At 46.1% G+C, this 22,307-nt stretch carries 33 protein-coding genes and 2 pseudogenes; 6 read left to right on the top strand and 29 right to left on the bottom strand.

Going from position 1 to position 22,307, the window contains the following annotated elements; all coding sequences use genetic code 11:
- Positions 1–88 precede the first annotated feature (88 nt).
- From ACAN55_RS22670 to ACAN55_RS22655, 4 genes are read right to left on the bottom strand one after another with little or no spacing between them, the layout of a single operon-like run.
- Positions 89–1,057, bottom strand: a complete 969-nt coding sequence (locus tag ACAN55_RS22670) for a sugar phosphate isomerase/epimerase family protein (RefSeq protein ID WP_379138395.1) — start codon at positions 1,055–1,057, stop codon at positions 89–91.
- 52 nt (positions 1,058–1,109) lie between these two features.
- Positions 1,110–2,207, bottom strand: a complete 1,098-nt coding sequence (locus tag ACAN55_RS22665; RefSeq protein ID WP_379138392.1) for a Gfo/Idh/MocA family protein — start codon at positions 2,205–2,207, stop codon at positions 1,110–1,112.
- Positions 2,200–2,967, bottom strand: coding sequence for a sugar phosphate isomerase/epimerase family protein (locus tag ACAN55_RS22660; RefSeq protein ID WP_379138433.1), 768 nt, complete (start codon positions 2,965–2,967; stop codon positions 2,200–2,202). The genes ACAN55_RS22665 and ACAN55_RS22660 overlap by 8 nt, the downstream gene beginning before the upstream one ends.
- A gap of 53 nt (positions 2,968–3,020) precedes the next feature.
- On the bottom strand, positions 3,021–4,082 hold the full coding sequence (locus ACAN55_RS22655) for a Gfo/Idh/MocA family protein (RefSeq protein ID WP_379138389.1): 1,062 nt from the start codon (positions 4,080–4,082) through the stop codon (positions 3,021–3,023).
- Positions 4,083–4,248: 166 nt separating this feature from the next.
- Between ACAN55_RS22655 and ACAN55_RS22650 the strand changes: the two genes are divergently transcribed.
- Positions 4,249–5,067, top strand: coding sequence for a helix-turn-helix domain-containing protein (locus tag ACAN55_RS22650; RefSeq protein WP_379138386.1), 819 nt, complete (start codon positions 4,249–4,251; stop codon positions 5,065–5,067).
- Between the two features lies 1 nt (position 5,068).
- Here the strand turns inward: ACAN55_RS22650 and ACAN55_RS22645 are convergent, their stop codons facing one another.
- Positions 5,069–5,287, bottom strand: coding sequence for a hypothetical protein (locus tag ACAN55_RS22645; protein ID WP_379138383.1), 219 nt, complete (start codon positions 5,285–5,287; stop codon positions 5,069–5,071).
- Positions 5,288–5,428: 141 nt separating this feature from the next.
- Between ACAN55_RS22645 and ACAN55_RS22640 the strand changes: the two genes are divergently transcribed.
- Both ACAN55_RS22640 and ACAN55_RS22635 read left to right on the top strand, forming a co-directional pair.
- Positions 5,429–6,109 (top strand): TIGR00266 family protein, encoded by a 681-nt coding sequence (locus ACAN55_RS22640; protein WP_379138381.1) that lies wholly within the window; start codon positions 5,429–5,431, stop codon positions 6,107–6,109.
- A 224-nt stretch (positions 6,110–6,333) separates the two neighbouring features.
- Positions 6,334–7,002 (top strand): S-layer homology domain-containing protein, encoded by a 669-nt coding sequence (locus tag ACAN55_RS22635; protein ID WP_379138378.1) that lies wholly within the window; start codon positions 6,334–6,336, stop codon positions 7,000–7,002.
- Between the two features lie 90 nt (positions 7,003–7,092).
- On the opposite strand, the gene ACAN55_RS22630 is transcribed toward ACAN55_RS22635, so the two are convergent.
- The 4 genes from ACAN55_RS22630 to ACAN55_RS22615 form a co-directional block, all read right to left on the bottom strand.
- A complete protein-coding gene (locus ACAN55_RS22630) occupies positions 7,093–7,845 on the bottom strand; it encodes an amino acid ABC transporter ATP-binding protein (protein ID WP_379138376.1) in 753 nt (250 codons plus the stop codon).
- Positions 7,846–7,859: 14 nt separating this feature from the next.
- Complete coding sequence (locus ACAN55_RS22625) at positions 7,860–8,528, bottom strand: amino acid ABC transporter permease (RefSeq protein ID WP_379138373.1); 669 nt, start codon at positions 8,526–8,528, stop codon at positions 7,860–7,862.
- A gap of 51 nt (positions 8,529–8,579) precedes the next feature.
- Positions 8,580–9,416 (bottom strand): amino acid ABC transporter substrate-binding protein, encoded by an 837-nt coding sequence (locus ACAN55_RS22620; RefSeq protein WP_379138369.1) that lies wholly within the window; start codon positions 9,414–9,416, stop codon positions 8,580–8,582.
- Between the two features lie 484 nt (positions 9,417–9,900).
- Positions 9,901–11,418, bottom strand: a complete 1,518-nt coding sequence (locus tag ACAN55_RS22615) for a DHA2 family efflux MFS transporter permease subunit (RefSeq protein ID WP_379138367.1) — start codon at positions 11,416–11,418, stop codon at positions 9,901–9,903.
- A 195-nt stretch (positions 11,419–11,613) separates the two neighbouring features.
- Between ACAN55_RS22615 and ACAN55_RS22610 the strand changes: the two genes are divergently transcribed.
- Complete coding sequence (locus ACAN55_RS22610; protein ID WP_379138364.1) at positions 11,614–12,285, top strand: TetR/AcrR family transcriptional regulator; 672 nt, start codon at positions 11,614–11,616, stop codon at positions 12,283–12,285.
- A gap of 65 nt (positions 12,286–12,350) precedes the next feature.
- Here the strand turns inward: ACAN55_RS22610 and ACAN55_RS22605 are convergent, their stop codons facing one another.
- From ACAN55_RS22605 to ACAN55_RS22525, 17 genes and pseudogenes are all read right to left on the bottom strand, one after another.
- The gene (locus ACAN55_RS22605; RefSeq protein WP_379138361.1) at positions 12,351–12,824 is read right to left on the bottom strand and encodes a hypothetical protein; all 474 of its coding nucleotides are present in this window, start codon (positions 12,822–12,824) and stop codon (positions 12,351–12,353) included.
- Between the two features lie 58 nt (positions 12,825–12,882).
- Positions 12,883–13,095, bottom strand: a complete 213-nt coding sequence (locus tag ACAN55_RS22600; RefSeq protein WP_379138359.1) for a helix-hairpin-helix domain-containing protein — start codon at positions 13,093–13,095, stop codon at positions 12,883–12,885.
- Between the two features lie 14 nt (positions 13,096–13,109).
- Entirely contained in the window at positions 13,110–13,433 is a 324-nt protein-coding gene (locus ACAN55_RS22595; RefSeq protein ID WP_379138356.1) for a hypothetical protein, read from the bottom strand.
- A gap of 35 nt (positions 13,434–13,468) precedes the next feature.
- The gene (locus tag ACAN55_RS22590; protein WP_379138353.1) at positions 13,469–14,005 is read right to left on the bottom strand and encodes a YfiT family bacillithiol transferase; all 537 of its coding nucleotides are present in this window, start codon (positions 14,003–14,005) and stop codon (positions 13,469–13,471) included.
- Positions 14,006–14,058: 53 nt separating this feature from the next.
- A complete protein-coding gene (locus tag ACAN55_RS22585; RefSeq protein ID WP_379138350.1) occupies positions 14,059–14,307 on the bottom strand; it encodes a histidine phosphatase family protein in 249 nt (82 codons plus the stop codon).
- A complete protein-coding gene (locus ACAN55_RS22580; RefSeq protein WP_379138347.1) occupies positions 14,304–14,732 on the bottom strand; it encodes an 8-oxo-dGTP diphosphatase in 429 nt (142 codons plus the stop codon). The genes ACAN55_RS22585 and ACAN55_RS22580 overlap by 4 nt, the downstream gene beginning before the upstream one ends.
- Before the next feature lie 19 nt (positions 14,733–14,751).
- Positions 14,752–15,063 (bottom strand): hypothetical protein, encoded by a 312-nt coding sequence (locus ACAN55_RS22575; RefSeq protein ID WP_379138345.1) that lies wholly within the window; start codon positions 15,061–15,063, stop codon positions 14,752–14,754.
- Positions 15,064–15,197: 134 nt separating this feature from the next.
- A complete protein-coding gene (locus ACAN55_RS22570) occupies positions 15,198–15,563 on the bottom strand; it encodes an iron chaperone (protein WP_379138343.1) in 366 nt (121 codons plus the stop codon).
- An 11-nt stretch (positions 15,564–15,574) separates the two neighbouring features.
- Positions 15,575–15,958 (bottom strand): VOC family protein, encoded by a 384-nt coding sequence (locus ACAN55_RS22565; protein ID WP_379138340.1) that lies wholly within the window; start codon positions 15,956–15,958, stop codon positions 15,575–15,577.
- 70 nt (positions 15,959–16,028) lie between these two features.
- Complete coding sequence (locus ACAN55_RS22560; protein WP_379138338.1) at positions 16,029–16,469, bottom strand: NUDIX domain-containing protein; 441 nt, start codon at positions 16,467–16,469, stop codon at positions 16,029–16,031.
- An 18-nt stretch (positions 16,470–16,487) separates the two neighbouring features.
- Positions 16,488–16,997 (bottom strand): alpha/beta hydrolase, encoded by a 510-nt coding sequence (locus tag ACAN55_RS22555; protein WP_379138336.1) that lies wholly within the window; start codon positions 16,995–16,997, stop codon positions 16,488–16,490.
- A complete protein-coding gene (locus ACAN55_RS22550) occupies positions 16,889–17,134 on the bottom strand; it encodes a deaminase (protein ID WP_379138430.1) in 246 nt (81 codons plus the stop codon). Before ACAN55_RS22550 ends, ACAN55_RS22555 begins: the two co-directional genes overlap by 109 nt.
- 30 nt (positions 17,135–17,164) lie before the next feature.
- Positions 17,165–17,314 (bottom strand): cytidine/deoxycytidylate deaminase family protein, encoded by a 150-nt coding sequence (locus ACAN55_RS22545; RefSeq protein ID WP_379138333.1) that lies wholly within the window; start codon positions 17,312–17,314, stop codon positions 17,165–17,167.
- A 53-nt stretch (positions 17,315–17,367) separates the two neighbouring features.
- Positions 17,368–17,532, bottom strand: coding sequence for a hypothetical protein (locus ACAN55_RS22540; RefSeq protein WP_379138330.1), 165 nt, complete (start codon positions 17,530–17,532; stop codon positions 17,368–17,370).
- A 47-nt stretch (positions 17,533–17,579) separates the two neighbouring features.
- A complete protein-coding gene (locus ACAN55_RS22535) occupies positions 17,580–17,783 on the bottom strand; it encodes a DUF6954 family protein (RefSeq protein ID WP_379138328.1) in 204 nt (67 codons plus the stop codon).
- Positions 17,784–17,891: 108 nt separating this feature from the next.
- Entirely contained in the window at positions 17,892–18,554 is a 663-nt protein-coding gene (locus ACAN55_RS22530; protein ID WP_379138325.1) for a hypothetical protein, read from the bottom strand.
- A gap of 37 nt (positions 18,555–18,591) precedes the next feature.
- Positions 18,592–18,708: pseudogene (locus tag ACAN55_RS22525) on the bottom strand (isomerase); the annotation flags it as partial.
- A gap of 97 nt (positions 18,709–18,805) precedes the next feature.
- Between ACAN55_RS22525 and ACAN55_RS22520 the strand changes: the two are divergent.
- Both ACAN55_RS22520 and ACAN55_RS22515 read left to right on the top strand, forming a co-directional pair.
- Positions 18,806–19,951 (top strand): winged helix-turn-helix domain-containing protein, encoded by a 1,146-nt coding sequence (locus ACAN55_RS22520; protein WP_379138322.1) that lies wholly within the window; start codon positions 18,806–18,808, stop codon positions 19,949–19,951.
- Between the two features lie 67 nt (positions 19,952–20,018).
- Positions 20,019–21,263: an MFS transporter gene (locus ACAN55_RS22515; RefSeq protein ID WP_379138319.1), complete on the top strand. Its 1,245-nt coding sequence runs from the start codon at positions 20,019–20,021 to the stop codon at positions 21,261–21,263.
- Between the two features lie 270 nt (positions 21,264–21,533).
- Here the strand turns inward: ACAN55_RS22515 and ybiA are convergent.
- The 3 genes and pseudogenes from ybiA to ACAN55_RS22500 form a co-directional block, all read right to left on the bottom strand.
- Positions 21,534–21,953 (bottom strand): annotated as a pseudogene (gene ybiA, locus ACAN55_RS22510) (riboflavin biosynthesis intermediates N-glycosidase); the annotation flags it as partial.
- Between the two features lie 18 nt (positions 21,954–21,971).
- Positions 21,972–22,139: a hypothetical protein gene (locus ACAN55_RS22505; protein WP_379138313.1), complete on the bottom strand. Its 168-nt coding sequence runs from the start codon at positions 22,137–22,139 to the stop codon at positions 21,972–21,974.
- A gap of 85 nt (positions 22,140–22,224) precedes the next feature.
- Positions 22,225–22,307: IS3 family transposase (locus ACAN55_RS22500; RefSeq protein WP_379138427.1), on the bottom strand; the 83-nt coding region annotated here is incomplete at its 5' end.

Here is a 22,307-nt window from a genome sequence, read left to right as displayed (position 1 = left end):
ACATCATCACCCCATGTTCAAATTCTTCGGTACCGGTTAGCCATATGTAAAAAAGCTGCCCTCCTTGCCGGAAGGCAGCCGTGTAATTCTATACCCACCACATCTTAGCAAGAGGCTCTTGGATCAGCACTTGTCCAAGGTTCTCAACGGCTTTAGAGAAGCCTTCATCCACTGACATGAGTCCGTCCTCATGTTCAATGCTGACTACATAATCATAACCTACCAGTCGAAGGGCACTGATAATATCTGCCCAGGTCTTAAGGTCATGACCGAAGCCGACAGTACGGAACTGCCATGCACGATCCAGCATTTTCTCATACGATTGCATATCCGTAAGTCCGTGCATATTCACGTTGATCGGGTCGATCACTGTATCCTTGGCATGGAAATGGTGAATTGCTCCTTGCCGTCCCAGAATATGAATGGCCTGTACCGGATCAATTCCCTGCCACCACATATGGCTCGGATCCAGGTTAGCCCCGATAGCTTCACCTGCCGCTTCCCGGAGTCTCAGGAGCGTAGCCGGCGTATGTACCGAGAAGCCGCCGTGCAGTTCAAGACCAATCTTCACATCATGCTGTGTAGCCAAAGCGCCCATCTCAGTCCAGTAAGGGATAACTTTATTCTCCCACTGCCAGGAGAGAATCTCCTGATAATCATTGGGCCAAGGTGCCACCGGCCAATTCGGATATTTCGCATCCTCATGGTCACCCGGACAACCGGAGAACGTATTGACGACCTGAACTCCTAACTTCTGTGCCAGCTTCACGGAATTTACGAAATCCTCATGATCCTTACGGGCCAGCTCTTTCTGCGGGTGGAGCGGATTGCCGTGGCAACTCAGAGCACTGATCATAAGTCCACGGGATTCGACCGCATGTTTAAATTCCTTCAGGGCTGTCTCATTCTCAAGCAGCATTTGTGGATCACAGTGTCCCTTGCCGGGATTGCCACCCGTTCCGATCTCAACTGCCTTCAATCCTTTGGAAGCCACATAATCCAGCGCATCCTCCAGCTTGCGTCCGCCGAACAACACCATAAATACCCCAAGTTTCATTGTGCTACTCCTCTCATACTCCTAATGTTGCCTTATAGGGTCATTTTATCTCTTAGTTATCGGATGATCCATCAAAATATACGGCACGTCCCGTGCGTGCGGACTCATAAATCGCTTCAAGAATTTGCGTAACCACAAAAGCTTCCTCCGGTTTCACGACCGGATCCTTGTCTTCTCGAACAGCTTCCAGCCACGTCCGTGCTTCACGATCGGAATCAGTCTCCTGAGCACCCGAATAGAAGGCAACTCCACCGGAGGACAAATCCACTTTGGTTTCATAAAGGCGTCCGGAACGTTCTCCGTTCAGACGAAGACCATCCTTCATATCTGCCCCGCCCTCTGTTCCGGCAAGAAGTGTTTTAGCTTCTCCAAATTCCGAAACATTAAGCGCCCAGCTGGATTCCAGCGCGATAGTCGCGCCATTCTCCATTGTAATGAATCCGAAAGCCGAATCCTCTACCTTGAACTGTTCTGGATCCCAAGGTCCGAAGGCGTTAGCAGCGTTCTCCTTGTGCCCAAGCTTGTGGAATACCGAGCCGGTAACACTGCGCGGCTTGTAATTATCCATCATCCACAGAGTCAAATCCAGTGCGTGAGTACCGATATCAATCAGCGGTCCTCCGCCTTGCTTCTCTTCATCCAGGAATACACCCCAAGTTGGAACCGCACGGCGGCGAAGCGCAATGGCTTTGGCATAATAAATATCGCCAAGCTCACCTTCTTCGCAAAGACCTTTCAGATACTGACTGTCCGAACGAAAACGGTTCTGATAACCAATGGTCAACTTTTTACCTGTGCGACGGGCAGCATCCAGCATTGCCTGCGCTTGGGCCGTCGTCTTCGCCATAGGCTTCTCGCACATCACATGGCAGCCTGCTTCAAGCGAAGCAACGGTAATCTCGGAATGGCTGTCATTCGGAGTACAGACGTGCACGATATCGAACCCGCCGTCATTCAACATCTTGCGGTAATCAGTGTACACTTTAGCGCCTTCAGCGCCGTAAGTTGCTGCCGCTTCCTCAGCACGTTCGATTTCAATGTCGCAAAATGCAACCATTTCAGCATCAGCCTGATGAGACAGGGCTGGCATATGTTTTCCTTTGGCGATGCCGCCGCACCCGATAATAGCAATTTTCAATACGTTAGACATGAATTTTTCCTCCTTGATTGGCATACTCTCTAACCCAGTTCAAACTATCGGCAACGCTTTCAAGCGGAGAACGACTGCAGAAATCCTGTTCGACTACCGCCCATTCCACACCAACAGCCGCCGCCGCATCCAAGATGGCGGGAAGATCAACTTTACCTTCGCCAAGAACAACTGTTTCTGCGGTGCCGTCTTCGCGTCTCTTCATATCTTTTAAGTGAATGATCGGTAATCTGCCAGCATATTTGTGGATGTATTCTACCGCGTCATATCCGGCAAAATGTGCCCAACAAGTATCAAGCTCCACCTGTAGCAGATCGGCAGGAACTTCATCGAAGATGGCATCAAAAACTGTGCGATCCCCATAATGCTCTGTGAATTCAAATTCATGATTGTGGTAGTAAAGAACAGCGCCGCTATCCTTCACTTTTTCTCCAATCTGCTTCAGACCTTCAATGACCTGCTCCCAGTTCCGCTGTTCTTCCGTCAGATAAGGCACAATCAGATTGCGGTTGCCAATCTCCAGATTGAAAGCAATCTCCTGTTCCGTATCCTCAAGCATCGACGTATAAGGGCGGTGGGCTCCCAAAGCTGTTAAGCCGGTTTCTTTCAGAAGTGCATTCACCTGTTCCGGGCTGCGTCCGAAATAGTTGTAAAATTCCACACCGCTATACCCCATTGCGGCAACCATTCTCAAAGTCCCTTCAAAATCCTGCTCCAGTTCTTCTCTAAGGGTATACAGCTGTAATCCGATCTTCAGCATCTCAACCACTCACTTTCCTGTATAGTTTGAACCTGAACAATCTGATTCTTACTTCAAATATCGAAATCTCTTACCACCTGGTTGGTTCTGCCTGCCTGGAATATAGCTTCAATTAGATTTAAGACCCTTAAGACTTCGCTGTTCTTCACAATAGGCTCTGCTGTTCCTGCAACTACAGCTGTGAAGTTGTCATAGAAGCTGGAGGATGGCTGGATAACCTCCGGAAGTGCGTCGGTTATCGTTGCTCCTTCAGATGGAGGAGCCATTGTCTTCGTCAATCCCACGCCTGCTTTGATCGGCTTAGGTTCGATTTTCTGGGCGTCATTGTTTCTTCTGACGATTCTTCCCTTTAGAGACCAGTCCTCAATAATGCCTGCTCCCTCATGACCTTTCACATACCACCGCGGCAGTGTTATAAAGTTTGTAGTCCCTACTTCGACCACTGCGCTGACACCGTTCTCAAACTCTAAGACAGCTTCGAACCCGTCATCCACTTCGTCACCTAGAATAAAACTCAAGCGACCGGTAACGCTGCTGATTCTGCTGTCTACCATAAATATCAGCTGATCCAGCAGGTGAACGCCCCAATCCAGCAGCATTCCTCCTCCATGAGCTTCAAGATGACGCCAGTCACCCGGAATTCCATTCGCACCGTGGACTCTGGATTCGATTCTGAACATTTCACCGATGGTGTGCTGTTCATACATTTGTTTGATGATCAGGTAATCCTCATCCCATCGTCTATTCTGGTGCACCATAAGTACACGCCCCACTTCGCCCGCAACGGAGATCATTTCTTCAAAATCCCGGGTCGACAGGGTTACCGGCTTCTCACAGATGATATGCTTCCCTGCCCGCAAAGCCTGAATAGATAAATCCTTGTGGATTTCATTAGGGGTGGCGATCAGAATGACGTCGACTTTAGGATCACTCAGAACCGCTTCATAACTTGCGTATACGGTATACCCGTCCTGGATAGAAGCTTCCTGCCGGTCAGGCAAAATATCGTACGTCCCCACAACTTCGAGGCTTACATTTTCTTTGATCAGCTTGGCATGATAACTGCCCATCCCGCCATATCCGATAATTACCACTGAATGCTTAGCTGGACTCATGAATTGACTCATCCTTTGACTTAAATATTGGCAATCCGGCGTGGCCGGTTGTACTTACATTTGATCTTTTAAACTATTTTCATGGTAAATCGAAAGCGGCTATAATAAAATGAATAATATGATACTTACATGAACAATCTGGCTATCATTTTCCTGAGGAGGATTTATGGCACACATTGCCGCTTGTCACGTTTTATCCGCTGGCTTCTCTTTTCACCGCAAGCCGTTCCATATGTCACAGAGTGAGGGCAACAAGAACTATCTTATTCGTCTCCAGACCGAGGGCCGCAGCCGAGCGTTGATTGACGGTGCCATGTCACCTGTAGAGACCGGGGACCTTATGCTGTTCGCTCCTAATGATCCTTATTATCTGGTTATCGATAAAGAAAGTTATCCAGTCGGCAAGCCACGGATCGAAAGCGGAGATTATCATATTTTTTGCGGAGGGGATTGGATTGACGAATGGTGGCAACGGAACCGACGCCCAACCCGGATCAGCGTTCCTCTCAGCGAGAACTTTCTGGGGCTCTTCCGTCAGCTTGTGCTTGAACAGCGCCGTCTATCCGATTTCTCTCCGGAAATCTCCGGCTGTTATCTGCAAATCCTATGTATGGAGATTGACCGGTTAATGACAGACCAGCCGGCGATTACACCAAAAGGTTATCTGGCCTACCGAATGAAGCAATATGTGGAGGAGCATGCCGCATTTTCATTTCGGCTTGAAGATGTCGCAGGCCATGTAGATCTTTCTATTTCGAGGGCAGTCCATTTATTTAAAGAATCGTTTGGTACCAGTATTGTCAAATATGTTAATGACGTGCGTCTGGAGATGGCCAGAGAACGGATCACCTTCAGCCCAATGCCGCTTGAGCACGTAGCAGAGACCTGCGGGTTTGCCAATTACACGTATTTCCACAGAGTCTTCCGGAATCGATATGGGATGTCACCCACGCAGTTCCGGGTATTCAGCAGAGAGCGGATGTAATTCATCCTGTAGCCTGAAATAGACAACAAAAAGGAGCGCCATCAACTGTGATCCGCTCCTTGTACTTCATTTTATTCAATTGTTCTTGCTTGCTTGCCGTAGTCCGGACATGCTGTGATATGGCGCCATAGTCATTATTGGTTCTGCGGTTATTCTCGGGACACCAAACTCCAGCCCGCTGCGCTTTGAGAAGCGCTTTTTTCGTTTTTGTTCGTGCCATTTCTTAGCACTCTCCTGTTCAATTTGAGATGGTTGTAATGCAGCCTTCGGAATAATTGTAGCACAAATGCTTTTGACAGTATAATGGGTATAACAACCGGATCTCTAACCATTTAAATTATAGACTTGGAGGAATTTCACAATGCAGTATCAGGTGTTATACGAAGGTGCTTTCGCCATGCTTAAAGTCAATCTGGATCCGGGTGAGAGCATTAAAGCCGAAATGGGTGCCATGGTCGCGATGTCGCCTAATGTGGAGCTTAGAGGGACTGTCGACGGTGGAATCATGCGGGGACTTGGAAGAATGCTAAGCGGAGAGAAGTTCTTTTTCCAAGAGCTTACAGCTACCCGGGGACAAAGTGAAGTACTCCTGTCGCCTGGAGCAATCGGTGATATTCAGTCCGTAGAGCTTGACGGCTCCTATAAGCTGTATGTTCAGAAAGACGGGTTCCTGGCAGGAACTCACGGGATTCAGGTCAATACGAAAATGCAGAATTTGGCGCGGGGCTTCTTGTCTGGCGAAGGATTTTTCATTGTTGAAATCAGCGGTAAAGGCACTGTGTTCCTCTCCTCCTTCGGTGCCATCCATGCGATCAATCTGGAGCCCGGGCAAGAGATGATTATTGATAACGGTCACCTGGTGGCTTGGCCGGATTATATGGAATACCGGATTGAAAAAGCTTCGTCCGGATGGATCAGCAGCTTGACCAGCGGTGAAGCCATCGTCTGCCGGTTCCGTGGTGAGGGTGTTGTACTCGTGCAAAGCCGCAATCCGGGAAACTTCGGATCATGGATCAGATCTTTTGTTCCTAACAGAGGTTAAACGCTACATAGCATGTTAATCAAGACGAGGGTTCCCGCGCTGCAGAGCTGCTGCATTTTGGGACAACCCCGTCTTTTTCACGATTACGTTTATTACTACGGATTCTGTAATCGGGCACTAAAATTAAATCCGTCCCCACTCTGCAACATTCCCGGTTATTGATTCGTTAGAGTGGATAAGAGAGGCTACTCGAAGCCCCCCAATCTAATACGAGGTGAACACCTATGAACATGAAAAAAAGTGCACTCGCTGCAATGACAACCATATCGCTTCTCTCCTTCTCCATGGGAGGTCAAATCCTGGCTGCTACTGACGGCTTCAAGGATCTCGGAAATGTTAGCGGAAAAGAAAAAATCACTTCCCTGAAGGATCAGGGCTTGATTAAAGGGTTCCCGGACACCCAATTCTTGCCGCAATCCAAAGTAACTGCTGCGCAGGCTATCCAGTTTATTTCCGGCGGACTCCAGCTCAGCCTAGCTGCTATTGATTTCAACAAAGCTCCTGTTGCCAGCGAACTTTTCACGAATGTTAAAGATAATGCCTGGTATGCTGAAGCCTTTATCAATGCCCACTATAATGGAGTTGATATTCCAAAGAACATCGATCCTTCAAAGCCAATGACCAAAGAGCTGTTCACTTCCCTTCTGGTTCAAGGTATGGAGAAGGCTGGCGGTCTGCCGATGATTAATATTATTCCGGTTGATATTGCCGATGACAGCGCGATGGATGTCTCCTATCAAGGCAGCATTCAACGCTCGCTTAAATACAAACTAACTACACTGGATGCCTCCGGCAAATTCAATCCAAAAAGCGAAATCACACGCGCCGAAGCAGCCGTAATGGTGTACAATGCGCTGGAATACCTGAAATCACACACACCTCCGGTTCAGTAAGAACTGGCTCTACCAACAATAAAGGTGTCTCATATACCATGTGAGTGGTACAGGGACACCTTTTTGATTGGAGTCAGATTCAATTAATGGTTATTCTTCCGCACCGCTCAGCCTGTTCAGAAACTGCAGTGCACGCTGGCTTTTTGGATGTTCCAGAACCTCACGTGGAGTTCCCTCTTCCAGAATGTACCCGCCATCCATCAGGATAACTTTGTCTGCCACATCGGCTGCGAATTTCATCTCATGCGTAACAATAACCATGGTCATTCCTTCTGCTGCCAGCTGCTTAATAACCTTTAGCACTTCACCGACCAGCTCGGGATCAAGCGCCGAGGTCGGCTCATCGAACAGGAGAACCTCCGGCTCTACCGCCATCGCACGGGCAATGGCCACCCGCTGTTGCTGCCCTCCGGACAGCTGGTGCGGATACGAGTCCGCTTTGTCGAGCAATCCTACCTTCTCAAGCAGTGCTAAAGCCCGTTTCCTTGCTTCATCCTTCGGACGCTTCTGCACCGTTATCTGGCCTTCCATAATATTTCCGAGTGCCGTCATATGCGGGAACAGGTTGTACGACTGAAACACCATCCCCGTCTTTTTGCGCAGCTCCAGAACATCTTTTCGTGGAATTTTGGCAGACCCTGTAAAGGTGAGTTTGGAATCTCCAAGCGTAATGCTTCCCCGATCCGGAACCTCCAGAAGGTTGAAGCAGCGCAGCAGCGTTGTTTTTCCTGAACCGGAGGGACCAATGATGACAAGCACCTTTCCGTGCTCCAGCTTCAAATCCACGCCCTTAAGCACCTCAAGCGGGCCAAACGATTTATGCAAATCTACGATTTCAATCAAGCTCATCTTCCCCTTTAACTTGCAGAGTACCGGCTAAGCCGTTTCTCCAGGTAGTTTTGCAGAGCGGACAACACGGAAGAGAACAGCAAATAGATCAGACCCACTTCGCAGTAGAGCAGCAAAGGCTCATACGTTGTGGCAACGATCTGTTGGGTCTTTCTGAACATCTCCACATACGTAATGACCGATGCCAGCGAGGTATCCTTCACCAGGCTGATAAAAGAATTCGCCAGCGGCGGAACCGATACTCTAGCGGCTTGAGGCAGAATTACCCGTCGTAACGCCTGTCCCCGAGTCATACCGACAGAGTAGGCAGCTTCCCATTGACCTTTATGTATAGAAATAATGGCAGCCCGGACAATCTCCGAACCGTAAGCCCCTACACTTAACGAGAATCCGATTACAGCAGCAATGAACGGATCTAGAATAATGCCAACTGACGGGAGTCCGTAAAAAATGATGAACAACTGCACGAGCAGTGGTGTCCCACGAATTATCCAGACATAAAAGCGGGCAATGAGTTTGGGTATGCTCCAGGAAGATAGCCGTACGAGTGCGGTTAATACCGCAAGCATAAGTCCGATTGCAAATGAAACGAGTGTCAACGGAATCGTAAAAGCTACCCCTGCTTTAAACAGGGGCAGCAACGAATCCAATAGTATTTGTATTTTGCGGTCATCCATTGTTCAGACATCCTTTACAGACCTATTGGCGCTTAATGCCTTAAGTCAAGATTATTTGGATACATCTGCTCCAAAATATTTCTCGGAGATTGTCAGGTACGTTCCATCACTCTTCATTTCGTTCAGAGCATCAGTAACTGCTTGAACCAGCTCGTCGTTTCCTTTCAGGAAGACTGCCGCACTCTCGGAACCTTCAGCAATTTCATCCACTTGTTTGATCTTCACATCCGGTTTCTGCTTCTTCAGATCGAGGAAAGACAAACCGTCATTCACGGTTGCATCAATACGTCCGGAAGTCAGAAGATCAATGGCTTGGTTAAAGCCTTCAGTAGCTACGATTTCCGCACCGTTGTCGGTAGCAATCTTGGACAGGTTGCTAGTTAGCGACTGACCCGCTTTTTTACCTTTCAGATCAGCAAAGGATTTGATGTCTTGATTATCTTCCGCTACGATCAATACGGCTTTGGATACGATGTATGGAACAGAGAAATCATATTTCTCTTTGCGTTCATCGGTAATAGATACTTCGTTAAAAATAACATCAAAACGTTTAGCATCCATACCGGCGAAAATACCATCCCACTGCGTTTCAATGAATTCAGGTTCTACGCCCAGACGTTTGGATACCTCTTCGGCGATTTCAACATCAAAGCCGGTAAGCTTGCCATCTGCATCATGGAATGTGAATGGGGCGTAAGTTCCTTCTGTACCGATGCGAAGTTTGCCGCTTGCTTTTACAGCCTCCAGGCTATTTTGCTCTGCCGGTGCTGCACCTTCATTAGCAGCCTTTGTAGGTTCAGCAGCATTATTGGTATTGGCATTATTACCGCAAGCGGCAAGAAGCACCACCGTCAGCGCCAATAGGATCATCATACTCATTTTTTTCATTTGAAAATTCCCCTCTCCAGTTATATCTCTGTATTTCGCAAGGTTTAACCTGCAATTTGAATAGTACACTCTCATGTCAGGTCCGTCAATAGTTTTTTCCGATAAATATAATCGGAATTATGAGAATGAGCTCGAAACCACTGATATTATATAGTGGATCTAAGATTTATCCATTTTGGTAGGGTTGTAACTACGGTGGATGTTTGGACTTCCGGCCGCTGTTGTCTCCAGATTTCTTGATTAAAACCGCTGTTTGCGGTTGAAATCCGGAGACAGCATATGCTTCCGTTGCGAGCTTTCCTACGGAAAGCTTTCGGGCGGACGCTCTCGCTCCTACAGTTCCAAAAATCCTCCTTCGTTACTTTCACCATTTTGCTAAGTTCTTAAGTTCAATATATATCTCTCTTCTTCATTGTTTTGTCCTGCTGACAATAAAAATATCCCCGGCTTCTAAGAAGAAGCCGAGGATATCAGATAAGCATTATTAACCGTGCATGATTTCAGCGCGTACCTTCTCGGTACCTTGTTGACGGGCCTTACTACCTCTCCGCAGAAGTAATCCAAGCACAGCACCGCCAATCGCAACAAACATCATAATATGGAAGGTATCATCAAAACCTTTGGCTAGAACCATCTTTGCAAAATGCTTCGCTGCCTCGGGAGAAGTACTGCCTGCCCCCGCACCAGCTTGAGCCGCAGCCTCCTTCATTTCGACGCCTCTTGCTGTCGCTCTTGAAGTCAGAATTGTCACCAATGTGGATACGGCAAGCGAGTTGATCACCTGCTGCATGGAATTGGTCAACGAGGTAACCCTGTTCACCAGATGACTTGGCGCTTTGTTCAGCAGATGTGTGTTCATCGGCATCATCATCATGCCCATGCCCGCACCGCACATGATCAGCGGCAGAATGACATCACGGCTTTCTGTTGTAAGATCTACGTGTGAATACTGGTACAAGGCGCCGGACACTAGACTTAGTCCGCACACGACCAGCCATCGGACACCGATTTTATCAAACAATATGCCGGCTATCGGCATCATCAAACCTGAAGCAATCGCCTGCGGGAGCAGCGTGAGTCCGGTATCGAAGGCTCCGAAACCCCTGGCTTGCTGAAGAAACTGCGGAAGCAGAAACAACGCGCCATAAAGCCCGAACTGGGCTACCCACTGAACAAGAATCCCCGCACTGAAATCGATGGAGCGCAGTACGCGCAGCTCAAGCAGTGGAGTAGTCGTACGTAATTCAACTATTACGAAAGCAATCAGGGCTACAGCACCAACAGCAAGTCCAATAAGTGTCTTGTCCGAAGTCCATCCTTGTGCACCTTGGCTAACACCATATGACAATGAAGCAAATGCAAGCGGGCCTAATACCATCCCATACTTATCTATTCCAGGAACACGACTGGTTTCGACCTTCGGCAGTTTTTTCAATCCAATCAGCATACAAATAATTCCGATAGGAATGTTAATCAGGAAAATCCAGCGCCAGGAGTGATACTCCACCAGCCAGCCGGACAATACCGGACCGATTGCAGGTGCGAATAACACCGGGATCCCCATGATACCCATAACTACCCCTACTTTGCTCTTAGGGCTTAGTCGGTATACATAAGCCATAGCCACTGGCAGTACGCAACCGCCACCAAGTCCCTGTAGAACGCGAAACACGATTAGCCAATGGGCTGAACTAGGTGTTGCACATAGAATAGATCCTAACGTGAACACAACGATCGCAGTAAGAAAGACTCTCTTAGCACCAAAACGGTCGGAGAGCCAACCTGACAAAGGAATCACAGACGCCTGAGCCAGCATATATCCTGTTACCACCCACTGAAGTGTAGTAAGATTAGTATGAAAATCATCTACAAGCTTGGATAACGCCACGTTCATTGCGGTACTGTCCAGTACAACCATAAAGACTCCGGCAATAATGGCCAGAAGTGGCACCAGAATACTGGTCAGTTTAAAGTCAGCTTCCGATTTCACCGTATGCTCCATTCTCTTTCTCCTCCTGTTACCCAGCTTGCAGCTTGCTTTACATTGACCGCAGCTCGGTTTTATCTTTATAATCAATTTAACGGACAACTGTCCGCATTTGCTTTCTTAGTGTACGGACATTTGTCCGTTAAGTCAAATAAATTCTTCGCTTTTTCTGTAAGCCATGAATATATTACTGAAAGGTGAGCTGTATCTATGAGACCTACTCGATCTACTCCATCCGAAGAAGGATCTGGACTCCCGACAGCAGGTTTGACGAAGGGCCGGAGAAAGCAACCAGAGAAAGACCTGTACCGCGAACGAATTTTGGAAGCATCCCGGCAGTTATTCTCCGAACACGGACTTGGCTCAGTGAGCATGTACCAAATCGCCAAAAAAGCCGGAATCGGCCAGGGCTCACTGTACCGCCGTTACGCAGACAAAGGTGAAATCTGCTCCGATCTGCTCAGCAGTAGCTCTAAACACTTTCTCTCCGAACTGGAGGAAGAGGTCGTTCACCCCTCAACTTCTAACGATACGCTAATGCGGCTCAGACTATGTATTGAAAAAGTCATCGATTACATCGATCAACACGCTGACCTGCTCCATCTGATTAAATCGGAATTTACCGGTAAACATCAGCTGACCCAGTTCGAGCATCCCATCTTTCAAAGGCTGCATGTCATCATAGCCGAATTGTTGAAGCAGGCTGCAGCATCCGGTGAGATCATCCCAATGGATGCTCATTTTACCGCCACCGCCTTGATCGCTGCCCTTAGTCCGGATCTCTTTCTGTACCATCAGAAGGCATACGGATCCACGAAGGAGCAAATCCTGCAGGGTACCCTCACCATTTTTGTTACCGGACTGAAGAAGCTTCAACCATAAGCAAACCCCTGGAGTCCGCTCCAGGGGCTGTTTAATATTTTTTAAAAAATTCGGAAATCCATTCCTTACTTCACATACACCCCAAAATGATAACTTGCTGTGTTATGCCCGCCCCAATCCGCACTTACAACGTACTGATAGTAACCTGACTCCGTAGACACTTGGAATGACCCATTGTTATGTTCAACCTTTTTCTGATTCAAGTCATCTTTCAGTACGCCAATGTAAAGCTTCTCCGGTTTAACTGAAAACCTGATTTTCACTTTGCTCCCAGGCTCAACTTGAGAACCTGATGCCTGATCACGAATCATCTTGTAGAACGTCTCCGGAGCTAACGGATCGGAGCATTCTCCAACCTCTGTATTTGTCCCGAACCAGCAGGAACTGCCACCGATATATTCAAGCTCCGTACGGTTATTCGTGATTTCAGGCTTATAAGGTTTATCTGGAATCTCTTGTGACTGTCCAAAACTGCACGAACTCAAGATAAACATGAGGATAATCAACGTCAAAGTCTGAAATTTCTTAAGTTCGATCATTCAGCACCTCCTACATCTCTAACGAACACTGACTGTAAAAGGTTTCCATGTAAACATCTTATTTCTTAAATGACAACCCCTGTGCTTCGAGCGCAGCATGAAGCTGTCTGATCGCATTGGGTCCAATGCCATGCAATTGCTTAATTTCACTCTCGCTCCGCTGTGTAAGCTGTTCAAGACTGTCCAATCCGGCATTTGCGAGTGCACGCTGGGCTGGTTTAGACAGACCTGTAGGAAGACTGCTATTCTGGTTATTCATTACCAAACTCATTCCCTTCAGAATTATTAGTAGGTAAAAGTCTTGTCCTCATAAATCGGATGAGTGTTTTTTTCTGTAACTACCAGTTCGAGTCCTCCAAATTTGCCGGCCATAAAATTATAAAGCACTGCCATAAGCATACTGAACAGTCCATAAATCCCCAGCATGATGAAGGGCATCACTACAAAAGGAATAGCCATTGCCAACATTGAGGCATCCCCTAATGCAGCACCGACAATACTAACAATAACACCGATTACCGCCATTACGGCGATTGGAATCGATGCGATATATAATGTGGTTTTAAAAGCACTGACTGCCCCGACTTTTTTAAGTTCAATATTCTTCATGATGTTTCTCCTTTAATGTTCAATTTGTTTGTTCGTTACGTACCTTTACTCATACTGTCTATTAGCGTACTAATTTGTGTCATGTGGTGACGGTTATGCCAAATAAATCTTTGAAGTGCAATCTCCAGTGTAATCGTGCCCAGCACCTCGGTCCTTAGCGTTCTTTTGAAATCTTCCGGCTTTGATCCTTGGAGTAAAATCAAAAAACGGCCATGCAGAGCTTCTAACAGTGTTAATGATAGCTCTATAGGTGCATCTTTGTAGTCACACATCTCTGCCCACAAATCCTCACGGTAAGTACCTGACATTGGCTCGCGCTCGGTTAATGCCCGTTTAAATCTTATGTATGCATTCATGTCATTGTCCGCCATATGATGGATAATCTGCTGGATGCACCAGCCGCCCGGGCGATATGGAGTTTGAAGCTGCTGTGGACTGCAGGCCGATACCAACTCCCGAAGATCTTTTGCAAATGCAGAAATCTGTTGAATGATAGCTGTACGCTGTTCACTAGTCGGGTTGGTTATTGGCTCAAAATGCCCAATAGGAAACCGTAAACGATCCAACTCCATTTATTTAGCACTCCTTAATCACTGGAATCATTTCGAATTCAATTCCATTTCAATCACATGCGCGTGTGGTATATCTTCAATGTCATATTGTGTACGTATGACCATTCCATGACATCCCTCGTGTACGGTGACGATACGATGATCTGCGCCTTACGTAGTCTTTCATCTTGTGCGGCTTCATAGACTTGCTCTATTCCCTTTAGAGTAAGCGGCACCAGATCTCTACCATGTCCCCGAAGCTTATACTGCTCATTCAACTTCCAGTCAGGCTCACCATGGCGGATAAAGTAAAAAGTGGTCATGCGCCACACCGGTTCACGTGAATTTCAAACGTGCCTTCATCAAAGAACAGTGGAATTCTCTTGCGGATGTTCTCCTGCATTTCAATGGTTTCGAGGTCAGCAAGCGCAACCCATTCCGGTTTGCCTTCCCGGCTTCCTTGAAGTAATTCTCCTGTAAAATCATAGGTAATATAATTAAAAATCATATATCTTTCCTGACCCGGATTCATATATTCGGCAAGCCCTTTATACACAAGGTTGCTTACGGTCAGCCCGGTTTCTTCCTTCACTTCTCTAATTGCACATTCTGTGGGACTTTCGGGAAATTCTATACGGCCTCCGGGCGAAATATATCCACGGAATGAATCATGCTGCCGGTTGAGAAGCAGAATCTTATCTCCGGAAACAATCATGCAAACGGTGTATAACTTAATCGTCTCTGCCACAGTGAATGATCCTTTCCTTTCATACTGTTTTTGCTTTATCCAGCGCACGGCAGATCCCTTCACGATCCCATGTGGATATCGTATGCTCGTTCCCATCCATAGTGTAAATCCTTAGCCGGCTTGGAACGAATTTGAATACATTTCTTCTCTCTACCTTTGTAATGTCCTTTATGCTGATAGTAATTGAGGAGTGCATTAAAGGTACCTTGGTCTTCAGAAGCATGGTTTGCTCTGTGATGATCAGCTCACATGGGTACATCGTTATCGTCTTATCGAATATATAATTGACCTGCCCCCTATAGAAGATCTTCTCTTCAATATTTGCTTCCAACACAATCAGTCCTTCGAATGGAATCATTTCCCTTTTCATTATACCGAATGGAGTAAATAATGGTATGACAAAAAAGAGACAGCAAAGTCTAATTCGACTTTAACCGTCTCTCAAGGTAAGGACATACAAGTTCTTTACTTTTTCTTCTTCAACATATTCTCTGCGACTCTAAAGTCTACAATACGCTGAATCAACTCCACTGGCAGTGGTTCGTCCATCGGAAATTGCACGGAGCCTTTGGCAGACTTATATTTGGACAGCTCCTCCGTGAAATTACTTATCCCGGCTGCACCCGGGTAGAAACCGATATGATTCGCATAACCGGCAAAATGAACAAGATTACCGTTCAGATAAAAGGTCGGTATACTATAGCTGATCTTCTCACTCGCCTGTGGCGCCCGCTCTTTAATAACTCCCCTGATCTCCTCCAGCTTCATCTGGATAGCTTCAGGAAACGAACGAATATATTCATCCGTTGATTCATACTTGATTCCAACCATTTATGCCCCTCCTAGATAGTGATTTCAATCAAATTGCCTTCCGGATCCAGGATCCCGCTCTCAAAATACCCATCTCCAGTTGTTCTCGGTTCGCTGTGAATAGTATACCCGTCTACTCGCAATGTTTCTGTAATCTCCAGTACTTTCTCCTTGCTCCCGACTGAAAATGCAAAGTGCGCATACCCATGTAGAGCCAGCCTATGATCCCCATTCACTAAATCCGGTTTAGTCATAAGCTCCATTCGCGCCCCGTCGTCAAACGAGAGGAAATAAGACTCGAACTGTTTCACAGTATTGGTATATTTCTCATTGGAGACTGCATTAAAATACTTCTCGTAGAACGCTTTCATCTGTTCAAGATCCTTGGTCCAGAGCGCTATATGTTCAATCCTCATGTTCTGCACCAGCTTTCTCTGAATTCATTATCGCTGAGCTTGTCCTATTAATCAACAAATCCATTAACTCTCACACCGTCCCGTGAAATGAATAAGAGATACCATTCCGGTTCAACGGATCCAGAAAGAGTTTTACCGGCAGCTGTGACATAATCTCATTCGCCGTGTTAATCTTAACCCATTGAACGTCCAGTATTTCCTTATCGGGATCTGACACGTTAATCTCACCGCCAATGATCTTGGCTTCAAACGTAAATAGAAACGCATGATGCTGATTTCCGGCAAAAAACACTTCCCGCAACGAATGCAGGCTTATCATAGCTACTTCCAGTCCAGTCTCCTCTTTTGCTTCACGTTTGACCGCCTCTTCTAACGTCTCACCAGATTCTACAGCTCCTCCAGGCAAGCTCCAATAGGAGGAATCTCCTGTCTGGTTCCTTACCATCAATACTTTTTCCCGGGATTCATCATAGATTAGTGCAGCAGCCACATCTATTCTTCTCACAATCATCGAAACCTCCCACGTTATTCAGGTACTCGGGCTTTTAACTCTGCCCAGCCATTCGCTAAGCATCACATTAAAAATGTCTACCTGTTCCAATTGAAGATTATGGCCTGCGCGGTCAATCACACCAAAGGTAGCCCGGGGATATTGCTCCAGCAGATCCCATGCATCCTTGTAGCCTACAAAGGAATCCTGGCGTCCGGCCAAGATCAATGTCGGCTTTTCATAAATATCATCAAGCTCAAAACTAAACGCATACGCATTCTGCTTAATGTTCTTCATAAACTGCCCATCTGCAAGGTTTAACCCGGCCACTATCTCCTTGTTGTAACGTTCCCATATGTATTCGTTCTGGACCACAGCGATAGAAGAGAATTCTTCGCGCTCATCCGGCTGAAGCCGTTCTAGTAAAGCTTTATCTTCTGCTAAAAGAGTGTGCTCTGGCACACGCCTTTGGCTGGCTTCGGCAATGACACAAGGACACAGCAGAAAAAGACCCTCAATCCGCTTACCGTGACGTTTAATGCAGCCCATACAATGTGTTTAATGCCCGACATCAGAATCGTGCACGAACACATAGGACAAGGTTCACAAGTCGTATAGAGGGTCAGATCATTCCTGATAAATCTCTTACCGCGTAAATCTAGTAATCGGTACCCTGCTTTTCTGATAGCATCTACTTCCGCATGTGCAGTGCAATCTCACTCCGAGAAAACGCGATTTCTGCCTGTGCTGACAACTTCCCCTGCTCCATCTACGATAACTGCACCAATAGGGTATGTTCCTTCAGCCAAAGCTTGTTCCGCTTCTTTAAATGCTAAAGCCAAATATTCATAATCGGATAGTCTCATACACAAGTCTCCTTTTTGAACATTATCTATCGGGAACATCGATCTTTCATTTTTTAATTCTTATTTCCTTGTATGGCTTGATTGACCCGCTCAATAATCCGGTCTCTGCCCCAGACAACAAATTTATATTCTTCTCCCGAACGATGTTTCACTACGATACCATTCGGTAGGATATGACATGTATTAGCAGGGACATTCATTTCACTCTGTCCGGCCAACAGGTTCACCTCCTATGTCTGCGAATATCTTCATTTACTGCAGCGAGTTACTTAGAAATTCTTTTCACGATCAAGCGAAGCAACACGGTTAGCAGTACATAAACGGCCAAAACTATGATCAGCGTAATAATTCTTTCTTTATCTGAACCGTCGGCAAAAATAACAGGTCCTAGCCCAAAAAAAGTAACCAGCGCATAAGCGATGATAAAGAAAATATAGACAAGCAGCTTCACGTCATCATCTTCTTTCATAGGTTGTATCTGTATTTCTTTTTCAATACCGAGTGTTCTCCATCAACTCATTCAAATATACCACTCCCCCTAAATAATGTAAGCGAAAAACTAGATTTAGAAACGAACTTATTCCAGCGCAGCAGGCAGGTAGTAAAAAAAGTTGAGTCCATTATTCTTGGAGGTTCCTAGGAGGTCTGCGTGAGTATGTGCATGGTAATTATGTTGCGAATCGTCTTTTATATTGGTAAATGAATCCGCCTGATAAGCGAGGTGAATCAGCATTTCTTTTTCAGCTGAAATAATCAAATATTGCGAGTGAGCTTTCGTATTCAGTGTATTTTTCAACTTCCAGCGATTCCACTCTTCTATGTGCTGTCTGATTAATTGCTGGTCGGGCTCAATATTAAATGCTACGCCGGGTAAATACTTTAAGGAAGATAGGATCGTCTTTACGTCTTTTGTTGTCAGTTGAGTGAAATGATAATTAAATAGTACAAGATCAAGTTCAAAGTCGCCAACCTTATACCAATTTTCCATCTCCGGAATCGACATATAAGGGCTTTGATGTGGCCTTTGTGGAATAGGTACATAGAACATGGAATCTTTCGTTTTATGGTTTGCAGCAATCAGAAGTAAATCACGTATAAAGCGATAGCCTTCAGAGTTACCGAACAACGCCCTGGAATCAACAATCGGTTCAGCAAACCATAAGTAATCCGGAATCACTTCCGGAATCCATACCGATATTGTTCTATTATGGTATTCAAGCACCTTACGTTGGAATTTCATACATTAATCACTCCCCTTCCTATTCACCTCATATTCTTACTCCACGAAGTGTACCTGTCACTGTATCCTCGCTGGTTCCTGAAAAAGGGGACGAAAAATGTCTCTCATGCATCATTTCGCCTTTCTCATAAGTTTCCAGACAAAAAGCATGTACGGGTTGTATAGTCCTTTAACGGCCTCTTGTCGTAATGTTAAACCTCTGTCTATACTAGAAGCAATCATTTAACAATCGGCAAGGAGTACGACATTACATGAATTCCATCCAAATGGACCCAGGCACCTTAACGGTGACTTGGAACAACAGCACAATCCCGCTTTTACCCAAAGAGTTCGCTTTGCTGAACTACCTGTATCTCAATAAAGGTCAAACCTTATCCCGGGAACAGCTGCTGGATGCCGTGTGGAGGATGGAGTCTCCGACGGATCGAACTGTGGACGACCACGTCTATCGACTGCGGAAAAAACTTAGCACCTGGCACCCTATGATCGGTATTGAAACGGTTCGGGGAATGGGATACCGGATGCAACTACAGAAGTCACCTAATCTGGAGAATCCACTGCTTCAGAATTCAGCGTATAAAGCGGACATGAAGGATATTTCCGACACGTATCTACGGTATGGCCGCGGCGATGCTCTTTTTACCCTGGCACAAAATAAAGAAATATTCGGTTATGAACTGACTAGTCCGCTTCAGGTTATCGTGCAGTTGATGCAGGGTAATGTAGGCTTTCTGCTCGAGGAAGGTGTTCATCCTTTAGGGGAGCGCCTCTTCAGCCTGCTGGTATTGAACCAACTGATAAACCCTGCCGGCAACCGCAAATATCTGGAAGCGGCTCTTCGAGGGAAAGTTCTGCCCCCCGTTCTGCACCATGAGATTGAGGTCATCATTTATCCTTCCATGCTCATGGACTGGGGAAACTTCGAGGAGGCTAAGCTCAAGCTTGATAACCTTGCGGCAGAAGTTGAACGCCAGAAATGGGACGGGTTAATTCCTTACGTGAACAATATGAAGCTGGAGTATGACCTATATACTGAGAATAGGTCTGCTCTTAAGAAGGATTTGAGACAGGCAGAGGAAGAATGGCAGCTGTATCCTTACATGAGAGAGAAAGGGCAGATGCTTATTTATAAAGGTTTGGCTATGTATACCTCGAATCCAATGGAAGCTATTAAAGAGATACATGAAGGAATCGATATTATAAAAGAAACCCATTTCACTATCCACTTGCTCAAGGGTTTGTATACGATACTTTATTTCTCGAAACGTTCGGGCTGGATGGAACTTCACGATACCTACGATAAAGAATGGAGCCACACACTCCTTCGTCTCGGAATTTCGGAAATCAAAGATCAGATCGATCCTTATCTTCAATTCTGTTTAAGTGAGCATTTATAATTCCCTCTGATAATCCTCTGACATAGAAGCCTTATTGTTAAGAAAACAACTTGTCGGAGGTAAATAAATGGAATCTGCATTAAAAGTTAAGAAAAAAGCATTATGGGTACCCCTGCAACGACCGCAATTCCGCAAACTATTTATGGGGCAGCTTCTATCCGATCTCGCGAACTGGCTTGATTTCGTAGCTCTAGGAACGTTGATCGTGTACGGTTGGGGCCAGGGTTCTCTTGCTCTTGCTGCATTATCCGTGTGCATGGGTCTTCCATGGGTAATCGTCGGGCCTTTTCTGAGCGCAAAAACCAGCAACATCTCAGGACGCAAGCTGCTAATCCTCTGCGACATTCTGCGGGCATTCCTTCTTCTTGGTCTAATCTGGTCTAACTCTCTTATCATGCTGTTACTATTTGTATTCCTCAAAATGAGTGTCAGTTCGGTATTTGATCCGGTCAGACAACACGCCGTTAAGAAGCTGACTGAACCCGATCAGTGGGCACAATCCTCTTCTTTAAGCCAGCTGTCTGTAAATCTGATGAAAATAGTGGGGCCCATGATCGGTGGCGGCATTGTTGCAGTATGGGGCGGGCGTTCCCCCTTCTTCATTGGAGCTTGCTGCTACGCCTTATCGGCACTCATCCTGTATGGGTTACAAGAATGGTCTTCTCCCGGTGAAACAACGGGGGCCGGTAAATCAAGATCAGTGATCAGGGAAGCCTGGCAGTATATAGCCGAACGTCCCGAATTGAAGACAGGGGTGGTATATTCATCCCTGCTTTTTTTCCTCATCTTCTTATATGATGCCCTGTTTGTCATGGTTGCGAAGGAAGCGGGGCTTGATGAGAGCCAATTCGGTCTAATCATCGGCTCGGTAGGAGCCGGAAGTGTGCTTGGCGCCCTTGCAGCAGGACATTGGAATGGCTGGCAGCTTCGTGTTTTGTCGCGAATGACACTTGCGGGTATCATAACCGGTGTTTTGATTGGAATTGTAGGATGTGGAGCTTTGGGATGGCTTCCGAATAGTATAGGCTTCTGGTTGCCAATATGCTTGCTTCTGGGCGGGTGTGGTGCGTATAGTATGGTACCTTTCGGGTATCTGCTCCAGAAGGAGACTACGGACGAGACGATCGTTTCAGTCAGTGCTCTCACCAATGCCATGCAGACCAGTTCAATGCTGATTGCTCCTATTATTGGCGCATTCGCAGCAGAGTGGATTGAGGCCGGAGGAGTATTCGTAATCGTTGGTGTCCTGACGTGTGCGATGGCCGGATTGTACCGGATGCGAATCCATATATCTATAGTCCACAAACCGTGATCTTTACCGTGATTTCCCTAAATTCGGTGGTTATGATTCCTAGAAACTCCATTCTGCTCATTCCTATTTTCCTTCCCACTCTCTTGGTGGAACAAAATAGTGATTATATTCTTCCTGGGCTTCTTTCGATAAACCATAGAACCATTGACCATATTCCATAACATAGCCTTCACCCATACCCATTCTCCAAAATATATCATAAGGATGAATATCAGGGTACGCAATCCATTGAGGTAAATAGAACTCACCTGTGTATTCGGGCAGACTACTGCGGATTTCCATCAAAATAACTCCCAGCATGTTTTTTCCTGTGCCATCTCCGCCGTCTGCCCAATAGCTGTCATTAGATGTGTGTTCAATTAAACTGCAGCTCCCGGTAGAGAGCAGAATAGATTTAATATGGGGATATTGCTCTACTTTGGCTCCAACTGCTTTCCTCATCACATCATCTTTAATCTGTTCCCAGTCTGCCCTTAACGGCCGACTCCGCTCTCTTCCCATCCGGGCAACATCCATCGGTTTCTCAACCAGCCTAAGCTCCTCTTCATGGGGAGTGCCCGCAAATTTAGCTGCTTGAAAATAATGCTCACTAGTCGGCCATAGTTTACCTTCAACTTCAATGGGATATTTCGCGAAATTAGAGAAACAACCATAAGGCTTGTTGGTCTCATAAAATAAAAGATTAAACATCACTTGTTCCCCCAATAGTTATTGTCTTTGTAAAGCTTTTGTTTCTTTCATCCATTCCTGATATTGATACGGGGATTCTGAATCACGATCGATGATTTTTTGATATTCCACGATAAAATCATTTCCCGCACCTGCGTTGAGTGCCCATTCATCGTACAGAAAAAAACGACGAGTGCATTCTTCCATCCTGTCTAACAGGAGATACGCTGAAATTAAAGAGTCCAATGTCAATTCTGGTCAAGACCCCATTTAGTAGACATTGAAAAAAGACCTAGGATACAAGCTGATTCCTGTACTCAACAGGAGTCAGCTTGTTTAGTTTTCGTTGTGCTCTATCTTCATTGTAAAAACGTA

Source organism: Paenibacillus oryziterrae (assembly GCF_042610485.1).
Classification (GTDB): Bacteria; Bacillota; Bacilli; order Paenibacillales; family Paenibacillaceae; genus Paenibacillus_AQ.
This window is presented reverse-complemented; position numbering and strand designations above follow the sequence as displayed.